The 16,539-nt window shown below is 67.1% G+C and carries 13 protein-coding genes; 8 read left to right on the forward strand and 5 right to left on the reverse strand.

The window, feature by feature from the left end; all coding sequences use genetic code 11:
- The first annotated feature begins 2 nt into the window (after positions 1-2).
- Positions 3-452 (forward strand): SRPBCC family protein, encoded by a 450-nt coding sequence (locus SD37_RS30490; protein WP_044855549.1) that lies wholly within the window; start codon positions 3-5, stop codon positions 450-452.
- A 261-nt stretch (positions 453-713) separates the two neighbouring features.
- Positions 714-1,523 carry a DUF3050 domain-containing protein gene (locus SD37_RS30495; protein WP_044855550.1) on the forward strand — a complete coding sequence of 270 codons (810 nt, stop codon included), beginning with the start codon at positions 714-716 and terminating at the stop codon, positions 1,521-1,523.
- On the opposite strand, the gene SD37_RS30500 is transcribed toward SD37_RS30495, so the two are convergent.
- The 3 genes from SD37_RS30500 to SD37_RS30510 are packed head-to-tail and all read right to left on the reverse strand — an operon-like array spanning position 1,511 to position 4,553.
- Complete coding sequence (locus SD37_RS30500; protein WP_044855551.1) at positions 1,511-2,317, reverse strand: hypothetical protein; 807 nt, start codon at positions 2,315-2,317, stop codon at positions 1,511-1,513. The two genes, SD37_RS30495 and SD37_RS30500, sit on opposite strands and share 13 nt — an antisense overlap.
- Entirely contained in the window at positions 2,314-4,122 is a 1,809-nt protein-coding gene (locus SD37_RS30505; protein ID WP_044855552.1) for a GMC family oxidoreductase, read from the reverse strand. Before SD37_RS30505 ends, SD37_RS30500 begins: the two co-directional genes overlap by 4 nt.
- Positions 4,119-4,553 carry a hypothetical protein gene (locus SD37_RS30510; protein ID WP_145926768.1) on the reverse strand — a complete coding sequence of 145 codons (435 nt, stop codon included), beginning with the start codon at positions 4,551-4,553 and terminating at the stop codon, positions 4,119-4,121. The genes SD37_RS30505 and SD37_RS30510 overlap by 4 nt, the downstream gene beginning before the upstream one ends.
- Before the next feature lie 238 nt (positions 4,554-4,791).
- Here SD37_RS30510 and SD37_RS30515 point away from each other — a divergent pair, with 238 nt between their 5' ends.
- From SD37_RS30515 to SD37_RS30525, 3 genes are read left to right on the forward strand one after another with little or no spacing between them, the layout of a single operon-like run.
- Positions 4,792-5,838, forward strand: coding sequence for a trypsin-like peptidase domain-containing protein (locus tag SD37_RS30515; protein ID WP_044855554.1), 1,047 nt, complete (start codon positions 4,792-4,794; stop codon positions 5,836-5,838).
- Between the two features lies 1 nt (position 5,839).
- Positions 5,840-6,916, forward strand: a complete 1,077-nt coding sequence (locus tag SD37_RS30520) for a P-loop NTPase family protein (protein ID WP_044855555.1) — start codon at positions 5,840-5,842, stop codon at positions 6,914-6,916.
- Entirely contained in the window at positions 6,913-11,736 is a 4,824-nt protein-coding gene (locus tag SD37_RS30525; protein WP_083255124.1) for a CHAT domain-containing protein, read from the forward strand. The genes SD37_RS30520 and SD37_RS30525 overlap by 4 nt, the downstream gene beginning before the upstream one ends.
- A gap of 155 nt (positions 11,737-11,891) precedes the next feature.
- Here SD37_RS30525 and SD37_RS42215 read toward each other — a convergent pair whose 3' ends face one another.
- On the reverse strand, positions 11,892-12,131 hold the full coding sequence (locus SD37_RS42215; protein WP_418189792.1) for an Lsr2 family DNA-binding protein: 240 nt from the start codon (positions 12,129-12,131) through the stop codon (positions 11,892-11,894).
- A 697-nt stretch (positions 12,132-12,828) separates the two neighbouring features.
- Complete coding sequence (locus SD37_RS30530) at positions 12,829-13,710, reverse strand: FG-GAP repeat domain-containing protein (RefSeq protein WP_044855556.1); 882 nt, start codon at positions 13,708-13,710, stop codon at positions 12,829-12,831.
- Positions 13,711-13,908: 198 nt separating this feature from the next.
- On the opposite strand from SD37_RS30530, the gene SD37_RS42220 reads away from it, so the two are divergent.
- The 3 genes from SD37_RS42220 to SD37_RS30540 all read left to right on the forward strand — a co-directional run bounded on the left by SD37_RS42220 (position 13,909) and on the right by SD37_RS30540 (position 16,488).
- Complete coding sequence (locus tag SD37_RS42220; RefSeq protein WP_167369671.1) at positions 13,909-14,463, forward strand: helix-turn-helix domain-containing protein; 555 nt, start codon at positions 13,909-13,911, stop codon at positions 14,461-14,463.
- Positions 14,464-15,143: 680 nt separating this feature from the next.
- On the forward strand, positions 15,144-15,680 hold the full coding sequence (locus SD37_RS30535; protein ID WP_052675131.1) for a Gfo/Idh/MocA family oxidoreductase: 537 nt from the start codon (positions 15,144-15,146) through the stop codon (positions 15,678-15,680).
- Positions 15,670-16,488 (forward strand): sugar phosphate isomerase/epimerase family protein, encoded by an 819-nt coding sequence (locus SD37_RS30540; protein ID WP_044855557.1) that lies wholly within the window; start codon positions 15,670-15,672, stop codon positions 16,486-16,488. Before SD37_RS30535 ends, SD37_RS30540 begins: the two co-directional genes overlap by 11 nt.
- Positions 16,489-16,539 lie beyond the last annotated feature (51 nt).

The raw sequence follows: 16,539 nt of genomic DNA on the forward strand, positions 1-16,539 counted from the left end.
ACATGGTGACGACGGAGGAACAGACCCGATCGAGTATCACGATCGCCGCGGCACCGGCGGTGGTGATGGCGGCGATCGCCGACTTCGAGTCCTACCCACGATGGGCGGCTGAGATCATCCACAGCGAGATCCTCGAACCCGGCACCGACGGCCGGGCACACCGGGTACGGATGCACATCGACGCCGCCGCGATTCGCGATGAGCAGGTCCTGCGATACCGGTGGGACGGCGACAGGTCGGTGCAGTGGACACTGGAATCCTCCCGGATTCTGCACAGCCTCGACGGCTCCTACACCCTCACGGCGACCGACGCTGGGACGTTGGTGACCTACCGGCTGACCTTGGTCCTGAAGGTCAAGGTACTCGGCGTTCTGCGCCGCCAGGCCGAACGAATCATCATCGAACGCGCCCTCGCAGGGCTCGCCCGTCATGTCATGGCCCCGGCCTCGTAGCACAGACCGGCGTCCACATTGCCACCCGCTGGCTTTCGTACTGTGAGTGACTCGATGTACGCCGGAGAGCCGGTGCCCGGCAACTCCACCGTGCGGAGCCGATCACCCACGAGCACACCGCTCATCAAGGATGCCTGCGTTCAGACGAGATCGACACCCAGGCGGGTACTGACGTCGATCAGCTATTTCGGCGAGGAGAGAACGACACTACGTTCGGATTGGAATTGACCACTATCATTCAAGGACAGGAGCAGCGAGCCGATGTCGCGCTACGAATGGGAAGTCACCCACCCCGGAATCGACATGATCAGGGCCAAGAGCGAGCCCGAACGCGATGAGGTGACCACTCACCGGATATACGACAGCTTCACGTCGACCTCCGACATCGCCGTCTTCATGGAACACCACGTGTTCGCCGTCTGGGATTTCATGTCCCTGTTGAAAACCCTGCAACGTCAGCTGACCTGCGTCGATGTGCCCTGGATTCCGCGGGGACACCCGACAAGCAGGCGACTCGTCAACGACATCGTCCTGGTCGAAGAGAGCGACGAGATCGATTCGGGATTCACCAGCCATTTCGAACTCTACCGGGCCGCCATGGCACAGGTCGGCGCGAACACCAGGGCCATCGACGAGTTCCTCGACGCCCTGAGAGCGGGGAAATCCGTGCCGGATGCCCTGACCATCGCCGACGTACCACGACCGTCGGCCGAATTCGTTTCGGCGACCTGGCGGATCATCACCGAAAGTCCCGTGCATTGCCAAGCCGCCGCGTTCGCCTTCAGCCGGGAAGACCTCATACCGGAAATGTTCGACAAGGTGATCGCCGCCGAACCGGCGGAAGACCGCCTTCGACTGTTCCGCGGCTACCTCGAACGGCACATCGAGGTCGATGCCGACGAGCACACGCCGATGGCGATGCAAATGCTCGCCGATCTCTGCGGCGACGACGAGGTCAAATGGGATCAGTGTGTCAGCACCGTCCGCACGGCGATGCAGGCCAGGGCCCGCTTCTGGGACGGCATCGTCACGGCGATGGACACCGCGCTCAGCGGTTCCTATGGCAGGTAGTAAGGACGGTGATGGGCCGCCACGGGCATGGATTGGAAAGTCCACACCCCGGCGGCGGGAGTGCCGCCGACGAGCGTTCTGAGGTTCTTGCCGACAACGGAGTCGTCGTCCGCGATCGTGAACCCCACGCGGTCGGCGGTGCCGTCGGCGAGCGGGTAGTGGCGGTACGGGTGATGGACGTTCATCGGCCCGGCCAGCAGGCGCCCCTCTCCGTCGGTCCCGTAACCGGTGATCGGGGTGTGAAGGACCGGCTCGTGGGCGAGGTCCTCGAGCACCGCCGTGAACCCGAACAGCTCGTCACCGTCCTGGTGGCAGGTGACACTCCAGCTGTCCGTCGCCGGGCCGTTGAGCGAGGGCACGGCCGTGGTGAACGTCGCCGGGTGTTTCGGTTCGGCGAAGAGCTTGCGGCCGGCATCGATCGCGATGGGGTTGTCGCAGAGCACGTGGATACGGCCGATTCCGAGCAGCTTGGTCTGGTCCACCCCGCGCGCGTAGTCCAGATAGGACAGCCGCGGCAGTCGACGGCGTTCGCCGCGCGGGTAGCCGACGATGTTGATCTCGATTTCCTGGGTTATGCCGCCCCCGTTGGGGTATTGGGCGAAGTACAGCTGATAGTTCACAGAGACGCAGGCCTTGCCGTCGAACTCGGCGACCGCGAGACGGGGGTGCGCCTGGCCGAGGATCTCGGCGCAGGCCCCCGGGTCGGCCGGATAGTCGATGCCGATGGTGTGCAAAGCGCCGTAGTGGAAGGGCAGCAGGTACGGCTCGGCGACCGGTGGTAGCGGCAGGCTCATGTGGTGTGCTCCATGGTGGTGACGAGTCGGCGGGCGGCGGTAAGACGGCGGTGCATGTGTTCGGCGCTGCGCAGGGCGAGTGCGGCCATGGTGAGCGACGGGTTGGAGGTACCGAGGGACGGCATGCTGCCGCAGCCGACCGCGTAGAGATCGGGGTGATCCCAGCACCGCTGCCAGTGGTCGACCACCGAGGTGGCCGGGGAATCGCCCATGACATGGGTTCCTGCGCCATGTCCGGCACCGCGGTAGGCCAACGGCATACCGTCGAACTCGAAGTAGCCCGGGGTTCCGGGACCGGGTTCGAAACGCGTGTGGTCCTCGGCGCCGAGGAACGCGAAGATCTGGTCGGACACTTGCTTGGCGGCGATCATCCCGCGCTTGACGTGGTCGGACAGGTCGTAGGTGATGATCGGCCTCGGGTTGCCGAGCCGGTCACACAGGTTCCGGTCGATGGTGACCCGGTTGGCCGGGTCGGCGGGTTGCTCGACCTCGAACTGCAGGGCGAGCTGACGGCCTAGGCGGTCGGCCAGCGTCTCCCGCAAGCGCCTTCCGAACAACGGCTCGCCGGTGGTGAGCAACCGGTCGAGGTCCAGATCCGGCGGGCCGACGGCCCACGACCAGCCCCAGTTGCCGATCTCCACCCGGTACGGTGCGCGTGCCCGGCGCGCCGGTCCGAATCGGAAGCCCTCGATACCGGAGGTGGAACCGGGTCCGCGGTAGGGGCCGAGCTGTTCGGGGGTCAACGCCCAGGTGAGCAGCACAGGATGGTCCATGAGATTGCGGCCGACCTGGTCGCTGCGATTGGCCAGCCCGGAACTGAGCAGCAGCTTGGCGTTCTCGATCGCGTGCGCGGCCAGCACCACCAGATCCGCCTTCACCAGCTCGGTGGTGTGCCGAGAGGAACTGTGGTCGGCGTAGAGCTGGTACTCCACTTGGGAAACGCGGCCATCGGTGGTGCGATGCAGGCGGTTGACCACCGCACGCGTGATCAGCTCGACAGTGGCGGGCCAGCGGGCCTGAGTCCGGCGCGGGGTGTATTTCGCCCGCTCCGGGCAGATCGGCACGCAACTGGCGAACCCGGCGCATCGGTGTCCGTCGGGCGTGTACCCGGCGCCGTCGTCGTAGCGCGCGTCGGGCACGCCGTTCCGTGCCTGTGGGGTGCCCACGACTCGCAAGGGGACCGTTCCCTGGTGCGGATCGCGCGCCTCCTTGCCGTCGACCGCTTCGGCCACGACCTGGTCGACATGGCTCGACGGCAGGGCGTGCATCGGGAAGACATAGCCGTCCGGGAAGGGCAACCCGACCTCGTCGCGCTGCTCCGTCACATCGGCGGCGACCCCGACCTCCTTTTCCGCCGCGGCGTAGAACGGTTCCAGGTCGTGGTATCCGAGCGGCCAGTCCCGGCCGTGCCCGAACTCCCCGGACCGGAAATCCTCCGGATGCATCCGCAGCGCCAGGCCTGTCCACGCCATTCCGCTGCCGCCGTTGACCCGCACATACGGGGTCGCGTAGGGCAGCGGGCCGCGCTGCACCAGGTAGCCATCGGCGCGGAAGCCGTCCGAACCGCCGGACAGGTCGAGCACATCCGCCGACGGCGCGGCCTCGGTCATCCGATATGGCGACTGAGGAGTCCGGGCGACCGCGGTATGGAACGCGCGCACCGCGTCATGGTGGTCCGCCCAGTCGTCCGACGTGCCCTCGCCGGCCTCCAGGACCAGCACTCGCCAGCCGTTCCGCCCCAGCGACCCGGCCACCAGTGAACCGGCGAAACCCCCACCGACCACGACGACGTCGTAGTGCTTCACCGGACACCCGCGGCTCGCGGTGGCCGGCCCCAGCTACCGAACCCGGCGGCTCGCGTGCCTGGCGGGTCGGCGCTGAAAGTCTTCCACACCAACGACTCCGCGTACGCTCGCGGCGAGACCACGAACGGCCGGTTCGTCCTCGCGGACATCCCCACGGACACGCGAGCCTCCTCGGACAAGGCGGGCCAGACGCCCAGATACCACAATCGGGTCACCGCCTGGGCCAACTCGAGCACCGACCCGCCCGCCGTGCGGGGATCCCAGCCTGGGGTACGCAACGCGTGCACGAACTCCCCGTACACGGCACCGGTCTTCGCGGACACGGTGGCGTGGTAGGTCTCGGCCATTCCGGTCGCCAGCAATTCCCGCGCGGAGAACCCCGTCAACTCCGACGACACCTCGACGAACACGTCCACCTCGTCAGCACGCACGCCCATCGACGCTAGGTAGCCGGGGACTCACTCGTCAACGACACCTGGACACTTTGCCCGTTCAGGCGAGCAGGTCTAAAGGAGAAAACACGACAGCGGGAGGCCTGCGTCCGAAAAGTTCGACTGCGACAACCCGGATTCCCGCGACGAGGCCAGGAGACCACCTGGCTATGGTGAAAGCACTCCGCCCGGCGGCAGGCGGCCGAAACCCCGAACCGACGAAGGACGGAAACCACGGATGACACCGATCCCGGATTCCTTCCCGCTGGATTGGACCGATCAGCGCCTGCAGGAACTGCGGAATGCGTTGAGCACGGCGATCTACCGGGATCGGGACATCGAAGTCCTCGCGGTCGGAGCGGGTGTGCCCCCAGGACTCATCCAGTGGAACCAGGCCGCGGACCGGCTGTGGTTCGACGTTCTCAACGAGGCCGCGGCACACGTTCGGGTGAAACAACTGCTGGCCGACATCGTCGAAAAGCGGCCCGCCCTGGCCGCCCGCATCGACGAGCTGTCGACGGCGGAACCGATCCTCACCGCCGAGATCCCCGGCGACCTGACGCCTGACGACAAGCGTTGGACGAACTTCGGCGGGTTCGAGCGGCAGATCTTCGACGACGAGGAGACGCTGCTGGACGTGTCCTTTCTTCAGCAGGGCCTAGAGAGGGCGGACGCTGTCTGCCGGATGACAGTGCGCTTCGGCGACCAGGGCTGTCACGGCACGGCGTTCCGGATCGGCCCGCGCGCCCTGCTGACGAACCATCACGTCCTCCACGACTGGCGGCACGGCGGCCGGCGCGCGCGAGCCGTCCAAGCCGAATTCCGCTACGAGGTGGACAGCACCGGCGTGCCGCGGCGGCCCATCGTGATCAGGTGTGATGCCGAGTCGATCGTCGGCGAGCGGGAGCACGACTTCGCCGTGATCACCACTGTCGATCCGCTGCCGGACGACGTGCCGATCGTGCCGCTTTATCGGGCCGCCACCGTCGAAGCGGACGACCGCGTCTACATCATCCAGCACCCCCGCGGCCTGCCGAAGAAGATCGCCCTGCACCACAACCTCGTGCGCCACGCCGACGACGACGTGGTGCAGTACTGGACCGACACCGAGGCGGGCTCATCGGGCTCCCCCGTGTTCGACAAGTACTGGCGTGTCGTCGCGCTACACCACCAATGGGTGAAATCGCCGGACGATGACGGCGTCGCCTATCGCAACCAGGGGCGCGCGATCAGCCGTGTCGTGGAACGCCTCACCAAACTCGGCATCACGCCGGGCCGGGAATGACATGGTCCGGTGGATCCACGCTCCCGACTGGGGTGACAGCACCGCGCGCCTGCTGCACACCGCACTGAACAACGCCCTCTACCAGAGTGACGAACTGCTCGACGTCTACCGTGGCATCGGCCTCGATCCGTGCGACATCCACTGGAATCAGCCCGCGGCCCACCTGTGGCCGACCATCACCCGGGACGCCGCCAAGGTCCGGCGGCTGGAACGCCTCATCACGCTGGTCAAGCACCGCTGCCCCGCGGTCGCGCCGGACCTGGACACCGTCCTCGCCGCGCGTGGCACCCACACCACCTGGTACCGGGAACAGGAACGACACCGGTCGCTGCTCCTGGGCCCGGGCTGCAGCCGCGCGCTCCTCGACCGGACCGACCTCCGCGCCCATCTCGTGGACCTCGCCCGGAAGCAGTTCCCCGTCCTCAACATCACCGGCGAACCCGGCAGCGGCAAGACCTACAGCCGCCACCTCATCCAGCACATGGCAAGCGATCCCGCGCTCGCCTGCGAATTCAAGATCATCAGCGTCGAGGAAGACTTCTACGACCACGTCGACGCGACCGCCTTCATGGCCACACTCGCGGCCAGGCTCGGCCTGCCCACCGACTTCCCCGTCGACCGGCACACCGAACAGGCCCGCACGGTCCGCGAACTCGTCAACGTCTTCGTCGGCCGGTTCTCCGCCCTGCCCGAGAGGTTGCGGTGGATCTTCATCGACGGCCTCGACCGGCCACAGGTCGGCTCAGGGGTGCACATGGTCGTCGCTCAACTGGCGAAAGAGGTCGAAGCCGGGCAACTCCGGGACACCAGGCTCATCGTCACCGGCCATCCGGGCGACTTCGCTCCCGCCGTGCTGGAAGTGCTCCTCCACGAAAAGCTGACCGGGGTCACCGCCTCACATCTCCGCGGGTTCTTCCGCGGTCTCGCGGACCACGTGGGCAGCACGCTGTCGGACGACGACGTGGACGGCCTTGTCGACCAGGTACTCGCGCAGGCGGACCTGGACGATCTGCCGGTCCTCGGGAAGGCCGCGTGCCTCGCCGCGCACTCGCAGTTCACCCCGGCGGGTTCGCCATGACGGCCGCATCCGGGATGGACACACTACGACTGCGCGCCACGGTGCTGTCGCACTACGAGCTTCCGTGGCTCGGAGTCGACCCCGAACTCGTCGACGCGATCGGGCCGGAGCTGTTCCCGGAGTCGGCGCGGGTCCGCACCGGCGACGGACAGCTGCATTGGCGGCTCGACGACGTCGTCCGCCGCTCGCTCGTCCAGCGAATCGGTTTCGCCGGGCTGCGCGACGCCTGGACGCGGCTCCCGCATCGGCCTTCCGACGACCGGCAGTGGGCGATCGACCAGTACGTCGGAGCCGGTACGCCGGTCGACCTGGAATCACTCGGCCTTCCCCGGCTCCGCGCCGTGGCTTGGCTCGCCCGGTGGCTGGGCGGGACGGCGGACCACGTTCCGACCGGGGACGAGCTGGCCAGAGAACTCGGTGTCGGCGAGTTACTCGAACCGCTCCGGGCGCTGGCAGGCGACCACTTCGTCGGCCGCAAGGAAGTGCTGCGCGATCTGGAAACCCGCTTCCGTGAGCACGGCAGGCCCGTGCTCGTCCACGGCCTCGGCGGAATCGGAAAATCCGCGGTCGCCGCCCGCCACCTGCTGAACATCGCCGACCGGCGAGATGCCTTGGTCGCGTACCTGAACTTCGACCAGAGCGCTGTCGATCCCGCGGAACCGGTGAGCCTGGTCGCGGCCATCGCGCGGCAGCTGACCGTGCAGGTCACCGGGCACGATGCCCTTTCGAGTCTGGCCACCCGATGCCACGACCGGCTGCGCTCGGGCAAGCGCGTCCTCGAATCCCCGAGCGCCGGCAGCAGCGGCCTGATCCCCCATGAGGATCTGATCAAGTGGCTGGCCAAAGCCATCGACGGCGAGCGTCTGCTGGTCGTGTTCGACACCTTCGAGGAAGTACAACGCCGTGACCAGCCCATCCAACGCCGGTTCTCCGACTTCCTCGGCTGTCTCACCCGCCGGCTGGATCGGCCGTCGCTCGTCCTGGCGGGCCGGGCGGCGGCGCCCGAGCTGGAATTCGACGAGATCCACCTGGACGGTCTCGATCACGACGAGGCCGTCCAGCTCCTGCTGCGGCTCCAGCCCGTGGAGGATCCGGGAGGGATCATCGACCGGGTCGGCACCAGCCCACTGACGATCCACCTCGCGGCGGGCGTGCTGCGCACCGCTCCACCTGACGTCGCGCTGCGGGACATCGCGCTGCAGCGGGAAGTGGTCGATGGCGAGCTGTACCGGCGCCTGCTCGGGCACATCCAGGATCCGGACGTCCGCCGCCTCGCCCATCCGGGCCTGACCCTGCGCCGGGTGACCCCCGCGCTGATCCGGGACGTCCTCGCCAAGCCGTGCCGCGTGGACGTGCCCGACGCCGAACGGGCGTCCACCTTGTTCGACGGGTTGGCCCGCGAGGCGATGCTGGTCACTCGCACTTCCGACGGGCAGGCCGTGGTGCATCGCGCCGACGTGCGACAGACCATGCTGCACCGGCTCTCCGAGGACGAATCCGTGGTGGCGGGACGGATCCACCGGGCCGCCGTGAAGTTCTACAGTGGACAGTCCGGACTGGTCGCCCGTACCGAAGAGGTCTACCACCGCTTGATGCTCGGCCAACGGCAGGAGACCGTCGACAGACGCTGGGACGACGCGATCCTTCCTCGGCTGCTGTCGACGTTCGACGATCTCCCACCCGCGTCCAAGGCGTACCTCGCCGCGAAGTCCCCGACCCTGTCGATCTCGGACGAGGATCTCCGCCAGGCCGAGACCGAGGTCGGCCGACGGCTGGTGACCCGCCGGGTTTCCGAACTCATCAGCGCGGGCGACGGCGAAGAAGCTTTGTCGGATCTCCACGCACACATCGCCAGGACGGCCGACGAGTCATCGGTGCTGAGCGGGCTGCGTGTGCAAGCGCTGGAACTGCTCGGCCGGTTCGAGGACGCACATTCTCTCGCCGCGGCGGAACGTGATCACTCGGCCCGTAGCGGCGCGATGAAGGACTTCGTCCTCTTCACCCTCCACATGGCCAGGATGGATGAGCGGCTCGACCGAGCCTCGCAGGCGAAGCAATACCTCATCGACACACTCGGCCAAACGCGCCGGCTCCCGCCGACGAGCCCGTACCTGCTCAGCAGGCTCAGTCTTCTCGTCTGCCTGCTCCGGCTGCGACGATACGGCCTGCCACTCGGCGAAGGCCTGGTCGAGGACCTGAGCGCGGAGGCGATCGCGGTCGCCGATCGGCTTTCGGTCAAGGAGATCACCTCGATCCCCGGTCTGCTGCGCGACCTCGCGGCCGAGCTGGGGGAACGGTCGCCTCGGTTGCTCAACGCGGCCCTTCGCCGGATCGGCATCGCGAGCTCGGAAGACGAACTCGCTCTGGATCTCGGGTCCGCGGTCGTGACCGACGGGGGCAGACTCACGCTAAGTAACGGGGGTTTGGACGATCTGGAGCATCTCTCGGCGGCCGGTGCCCGGGAGATCTCCGCGTCGTACCAATCGGAAGCGGATTCGGCGCTGTACCGGGACTATCAGGCCGAAGGTTCCGCCGCCGCACCGCACAGCACGCTGCCCCTCGGCGAGTCCCCCGACTACGAAGCCGGTCTCGCCAGAAGGCTCCACAGGTCAGGCCGCCCCGCTGAGGCACTTCCACACTACGGCCGGGCGATCGACCACGGCGATCGGCTCGCGCCGCTCCTGCTCGACCGGGGTCTCGCTCATCTGGCGCTCCACAATGTCCAGGCGGCCGAACAAGATCTGACTCAGAGCCTGCGGCTCGCGCGCAGACAGGGCGAGCCGCTGGTGCGGGCGCACGCCCACCGGAGCATGGGCACGCTGTCCAGGCTGGGCGGTGACATCCCGGGGGCTTTGCGGCACTACGAACTCTGTCTCCTCCTGTACGCCGAGGAGGCGCCCTCGCTCGTCCCCGCTGCCCAGCTCGATCAGGCGAAGACGTTGCTCGACGCCGGGCTGTCCAGTGAGGCAGACGCCGTACTGGACGAGGCGCTTCCCGCGTTGCGCAAGCAGAGCTCGGGACATGAACTCGCCCAAGCGGAATTGGTCGCCGCCGGCGCCAAACTCCTGCAGGACGATCCGGAGGAAGCCCGTAAGCTCGCTGCTTCGGCGCTACGACGTTTCATCCGGCGGAACGACGACGCCTGGGTGGAGGTCGCGAAACTGATGCGGCTGCGGGCGGACACCGCCCTCCACCTGTCCGGCACACCATCGAGGGCGGCGACCCCAAACAGGGCGACAGATCTGGCCGAACGCCTCCAAGGCTTCGGCCTCACCGATGAAGCCTCGACCGCCCGGCTGCTCGGTGTCCGGCTGGCTGTCCATAGAGGACAGTTGCCGCTCGCGTCCTCGTTGCTGGCACAGGTACACCGCCCCGATCAGCATTCCCCTGGCCACCAGCGGATGCTCTGGCGACTGGCCACCGTCGAACTGGCGGCCGTTTCGGGCGAGCGCCGCGCCCTCGCCGAAGCACAAGAAGGGCTGGCGGAGCTCAACACCGTCAGAAGTCGCCAAGGCGGGCTCGATGTGCTCTCCGGCGCCGCGGCGCACGGCAGGGAGCTGGGTGAACTGGCCGTGCGCCTGGCACTGCGGAACGGGGAGCCGCAAAGGCTTCTCCAGGTGCTCGAACAGACCAAAGCACAGGTGTACCGTTTCCGTCCGCTGGCTGGATCAGGTGATCCGGCCTTGGGCGACCGGATGAACGAGTTGCGTTCTCTCGCCTGGAAGTTGTATACCGCCCAACGGGAAGGGCTGCCGACGGCGGGACTGACAGCGCGGCTGTCCCAGCTGAAACGGACCATCACGCGACGCGCCTGGCATTCGAGCCCGTGGGGCAGACCGCGGCCGACAGCCGACCTCGCGAGCGTTTCCGCCCAGCTCGGGGACCGCGCGCTGGTCAGTTTCGCCCGCTCCGGCGAGATCTGGTCCGCCGTCGTCGTGGCCGACGGTGACGCCAGGCTCGTCGAGCTGGGCAGCGAGTCCGAAGTGGACGAACAGATCAAGAGGCTCCACGCCGATCTGGACGCGATGGCGCCCGATAACCTCACTGCTCCCATCCTCGACGTCGTGCGCACGTCGGCGGCCCGCTCCGCCCTGCGGCTCGACAAGGAACTACTGGCGCCGATCACGCGGGTGACCGGCCTCAGGCCGCTGGTCATCGTGCCGTCCGGCAGCCTGCACGCGGTGCACTGGGCGGCGCTCCCGTCCCTGTCCGGCATCCCGGTCACCATCGCCCCCTCGGCGACCGCGTGGCTGGCAGCCGAAGACGTCGCGGGACGGGCAGGCAGCGGGCGGGTCTCGCTGATCTCCGGTCCGAGTCTTCCCGCGTCCGCCCGCGAGATCGACGGCCTCCACGGCATCCACCCGAGAGCCCGGATACTGACCGGCGCGGCCGCGAGCGTCGCGGCCGCGCTGGAGGCTCTCGACGGTGCCGAACTCGCGCATATCGCCGCGCGCGGCAACCACGAACCCGAGAACGCGCTGTTCTCCCGCATCGAACTCGCCGACGGGCCGCTCTACGCGTACGAGATTTCGACCATGGTCCGACCACCCAAACACGTCGTGCTCGCCGCCGACCAGCTCGCTTTGGCCCGTATCCGGCCGGGCGACGAAGCACTCGGCTTCGCGGGAGCTCTGCTCGCGTCAGGTTCGGCGACGATCGTCGCGGCGATCAACAGGGTCGGCGATCTGGCGGCCGCGGCGGTGTCCGTCGAACTCCACGAAGCCCTTCAGCGAGGCCTTCCCATGGCCGAAGCGCTAGCCGAGGTCGTCGGCCGCGATCCCCTGCGCCGCCCGTTCATCTGTCTGGGAAGCGGCGCGTAGCCCCTCAACCGGACCACCGTCCGGAGGCCCGGCCGCTCGTTCAGCGACGACATGGACTTCGAACCGGCCGGGGTCGTAGCCACCGGCCTCCCACGCCATCTCGCTCGTCTCGACATGCCACTCGCGCCCTGTGTCACGTTCCCGCACCAGCCAGGTCAGCCTGTCCACCTCCTCGCATCCCAAGGGGCCGAGAGTAGAACATACGTTCGCCGCTTGCGCAGGGGAGCCGGCTCTTCAGCCACCGGAGCCTCGTGTGCAGCGGCGTAGGCCGCGGTCACCTCTTCGGAGATCCGTCCTCTGGAGGAAACTTCGAAACCGTTCTCCTGCGCCCACGCACGGACGGCGCGCGCCCGTTCCCAGTCGGGATGAGCCGACCCGGCCGCCGCCGGTCGCACGACCGGCGTGAGCTTCCGTCCGCCGACACGACGCGCCGCCGCGATATCGGCTTCCAGTTCGTCCCGAAGATTCTGGGCGTTGTCGTCCGACAGGTCGATCTAGCGTAACTCCCTGACGCCCGCTGCCCGACCACCGGGAGCCACCGTCCGCAGCTCTGTCCGGCGTGGACGAAGTATGGCCGCGGAGGACGCCATTGCCGATGGTTCCGCCCCTACGGCCGATCGATTGCCACCTCACGACCCCGAAACCACATCGTCCCCTGGTCCGCAGCGACGCGGTACCACCGTCTTGACTCACCCACGGGCTGTACATGTCCGGTTCGTACCAATGGCAGCGCGTGAACCCGCCATCGCATCTTGACTCCGGTGCAACTGCCGAACCCGAAGTTGTCACGCATCCACGTCGTGCACCCTCGCGACGCGAGAGCCTCGGGTTTCCGCGGCGAGCCCACACCGCGGCCAAGACCGCCGTCACGATCACCGCACTGATGAAGCCTGTCCGCTCTCGTTCACCTGTCCGTGCGGAAAGTTCCCACCCGGACGCGGTACTGGCAGTGGCGAGTCCTTCGCCGGCTTGATACCTGGGAAGGACTCCTTGCCTACCTCAGAGCAGGCAAGGAGTCCTTCACGGCGAGCACGGTCAGGAGCCCACATGACCTCCCGAGCCCGAAAACACTAGCCCAGCGTCGACACCCTCTCAGACCGGGATGTCGCCGGCCACACCCCACTGGGTGGTGAACAGGCCGAGCCCATACCACGTTCCATTCGTCGGACGCCACACTACGAAGTCCGCCCGCGGGTCGCCGCCGAAATTGCCGGACATGGGAATGTCGCCCGCGACACCCCATTGCTGGGTCGCGATACCGTACACATACCAGACGCCGTTACTCGGCCGCCAAACCGCGAAATCGGCCCGACCGTCGGCGTTGAAATCGCCGGCGACCGGAACGTCTCCCGCGACACCCCATTGCTGGGTCACGATACCCCGGACATACCAGACGCCGTTACTCGGCCGCCAAACCGTGAAGTCGGTCACGCCATCCGCGTTGAAATCACCCGCGACCGGAACATCGCCGGCGACACCCCATTGCACCGTAGCGATACCTTGCACATACCAGACGCCGTTGCTCGGCCGCCACACCGCGAAGTCCGCACGGCCGTCACCATTGAAATCGCCGGTGACCGGTACGTCTCCGGAAACACCCCATTGTCGGGTGACGACATTGCCGGTACTGCTCTGGATGACGTACCAGACCCCGTTGCTCGGTCGCCATACGGCGTAGTCGGCGCGGTGATCGCCGTCATAGTCCGCGGCCACCGGAATGTCGCCCGAGACACCCCACTGCCGAGTCGCCACGGTGCCGTTGCTGCTGTGGATGACATACCAGACTCCATTGCCAGGACGCCAAACCGCTTTGTCGGCGAAGCCGTCGCCGTCGAAATCCGCAGCGGCCTTCTGCGACGGCGGTGAAGCCATGATGCCGACGTCGGCACCGTCCGCACCCGCCGTCGACGGCACCGCGAGCAGACCCGCGAGCAGGCCAACCACGACCGTACCCAGCCGAATGGTTCTTCGCATTTGACGAGCCTCTTTCCGTTCGTTGGATACACTCTTCCCAGCCGCGTCTTTCGACTGAAGATGCGCACCGGGGGACGTGTAGCCTCGCAGCCACAGCACGACATTGTCAGCAAAAGTTCCATCTGCCGGACCGCACGAGGGGTTTCAGTGGAGACGACGAGAAAATCCAGAAGTGTTCTCGAAGGAGCGTTCACTCTCTTGGACGCTTTGGTGCGGCATCAAGGTGAAGCCGGATTGACTCAGCTGGCGAATTCATGCTCTTTGCCGAAGGCCACAACACACCGATTACTCGAGCAATTGACCGAACTGGAGGTTGTCCGGCGCCGGGAAAACCGCTATAGCATCGGCGCACAGGCATTCCGGCTCGGTCAAGCGTGGCAGCCCTACCCGCGACTGCTCGAACTCGCGCGTAACCATCTCCAGTGGCTGACCAGGGCGACTCGAGCAAGTGCGGTACTCGCCGTTGCCTGCGACAGCCGCATCCTGATCGCCGCGGCCAGCCTCGCCGAATCACGGCATGAAACCCTGCTTCGCCCGGGGTCGACAGTGCCACAACGCACTGGCCGCTTCTCCGCGGCCTGGCAGGCCGAGCACGGACTTGTCGTCACCGAAGCACCTATCCGGGTGCCCACCGGTGAAACGATCGCTTCGATCGCGGTCGCGACCGCCGGCTCAGCGAAACCCGGTTCGATGGCGGAGACGGTCGGTCGCGCTGCTCATACCCTCAGCGCAGCCCTGAGGGCACCGTCGTGATCCGCATGACACCGGCCCTGAAGCGGCAAGCGCGTGGTTGGCGACTTTCCAGTGCGCCCCAACGGCAATTCGGGAAGAATCATCAGAAATTCGGGCAGCGTCGCCGTCGCGCCTTCCCGGGCGGTCAGGAACGTCGCGAGCCCCGGGCAAAGTCGGCGAATGTCCATTCCGGACTGTGACGCGGACGCGAGGATGGACGCGCAGTCGAGACGGAGCGGGGGCGCCTGCCGTGTCGTCGGCCGTGGACGTGCATGATCCCGCGGGCGGCCTGCACGTCCGATTCACCGGCCACCGGGAGATCGACCGGTCCCGCCACGGTCACCGCTTCCAGGGTGGTGATCATGCGGGACGCCTTCCTCGGACCGGATGGGCCCGCATGACGTCGCCGGAACACTTTGCGCCCGTGCGAAGGTTTTCCATTTTTCAGCACATCGAAAATGTTCCGATTGACGACTTACTCTAATTGCCCGAAAGTCTCGGATTGATTGGAAAAAGCGACAGCCAGGGTATCCGCCTCCGATGCTTTGAGAACCGGCTGACGACCCTGGAGCAGGCAATTCATCCCTCCCCAGGTTCGGACTTCCTGGTCAATCCAGCCGTCGGGGTATTGACACTCGAACTCCCTGCTGCCAGTTTTGCCTTGAATTTCTCAAGCAGAGACCCGAGGAGCAAGCTCACCCATGCGTTCACTCGTCGTGGGACTCGGCCGGGCAGGCGCGGGTCTGCACCCTCCGGTCTTGGCCAAACTCCGCGGCAGCACCCACGGCCTCATCGTCGCGCCGACCATCGACGAAGCCGCCGCCAGGCTCGGTCCCTCCCGCGCCGTCGCGCATGTCCGCACCCCGCCGACCGAACACTCCCCGATCCTGTCCGAATTCGCGGAGCTGGGCTTCCGCAAGCTGATCGTCGAAAGGCCGCTCGCCACGGACATCGACGATCTCGCCCGCCTCATCGGCCTGCGCCGCAAGTACAAACCGCATGTCAGGGCCGTGGAGCCCTGGCTGGCCAGTGCCGTCACTCGGCGGTTGGCCGGGCTGATCCGCGGTGGCTGGTTCGGGCCCCCGAGGACGACCGACGTCGTGCAGCGCGAGCCGCGTTTCCGCCGATCGCTGATGAGCGGCGCCGTCGAATTCGAGAAGGGCAGCGCGATCGGGCACTTCCCGCTGTCCGTGGCGAAGAACATCAGTGCGGAGCCGGTGAAGACTTATGCCGAGTGAACCGGTGCTCGCCGGGCTGCCCGATGATGCGGCGCACGACATCGACGGGCAGATCTCGGTGCTCACGGAGCTGGGTTGGCCGGCGATCGAGTTGCGCACCATCGACAAGGTCGCCATCGCCGACATCACGGACGAACAGTTCTCTTCCGTGTCGGCCGCGCTGTCCGAAAGCGGGTTGCGCGTGATCTGCTTTGCCTCCCGCATCGGTGGCTGGACCCGGCCGATCACCTCGGCGTTCCGCGACGACCTCGACGAACTCGAAGTGCTCGCCAAGCGGGCCCGCCTTCTCGGTACGCGTTACGTCAGGATCAGGTCCTATCCCAACGACGGGCTGGCCGAGTACAGTTGGCGCGCCCACGCGATCGCCAGGGTCGGAGCGCTCGCCGATCGAGCCGAGCGGCATGGCGTGACCCTGCTGCACGAGAACAGCGTTGGCTGGGCGGGCACGAAGGCCGAGCGAATGCTGGACCTGCTCGACGAGGTCGGAAGCCCCGCGTTGAAGCTGCTTTTCGATACCGGGAACGGGGTCGTCCATGGCTACGACGGCTACGACCTGCTCACCGACATCGTCGGCCACGTCGAGCACGTGCATGTCAAAGACGCCGACCCGAACGGTTACACAGTCCCAGGTGAGGGCGCGGCACGACTCATGGAGTGCGTAGAACTGTTGAAAGCCAACGGATACGACGGCGCTTGGTCGCTGGAACCGCGTCTCGCGGTCGCCCCGCACGAAGGCGGCGGGCCGACAGAGGACGCCGTCGCCCGTTTCCTCACAGCGGGCAAGGCTATGACCGGGCTGTTCCGGTGATCCGGGTTGCCGTTCTGTCGAGAAGCCACTCGTCATCAATCTCGTCGGCGG

Origin of the sequence: Amycolatopsis orientalis (genome assembly GCF_000943515.2) — a bacterium.
Classification (GTDB): Bacteria; Actinomycetota; Actinomycetes; order Mycobacteriales; family Pseudonocardiaceae; genus Amycolatopsis; species Amycolatopsis orientalis.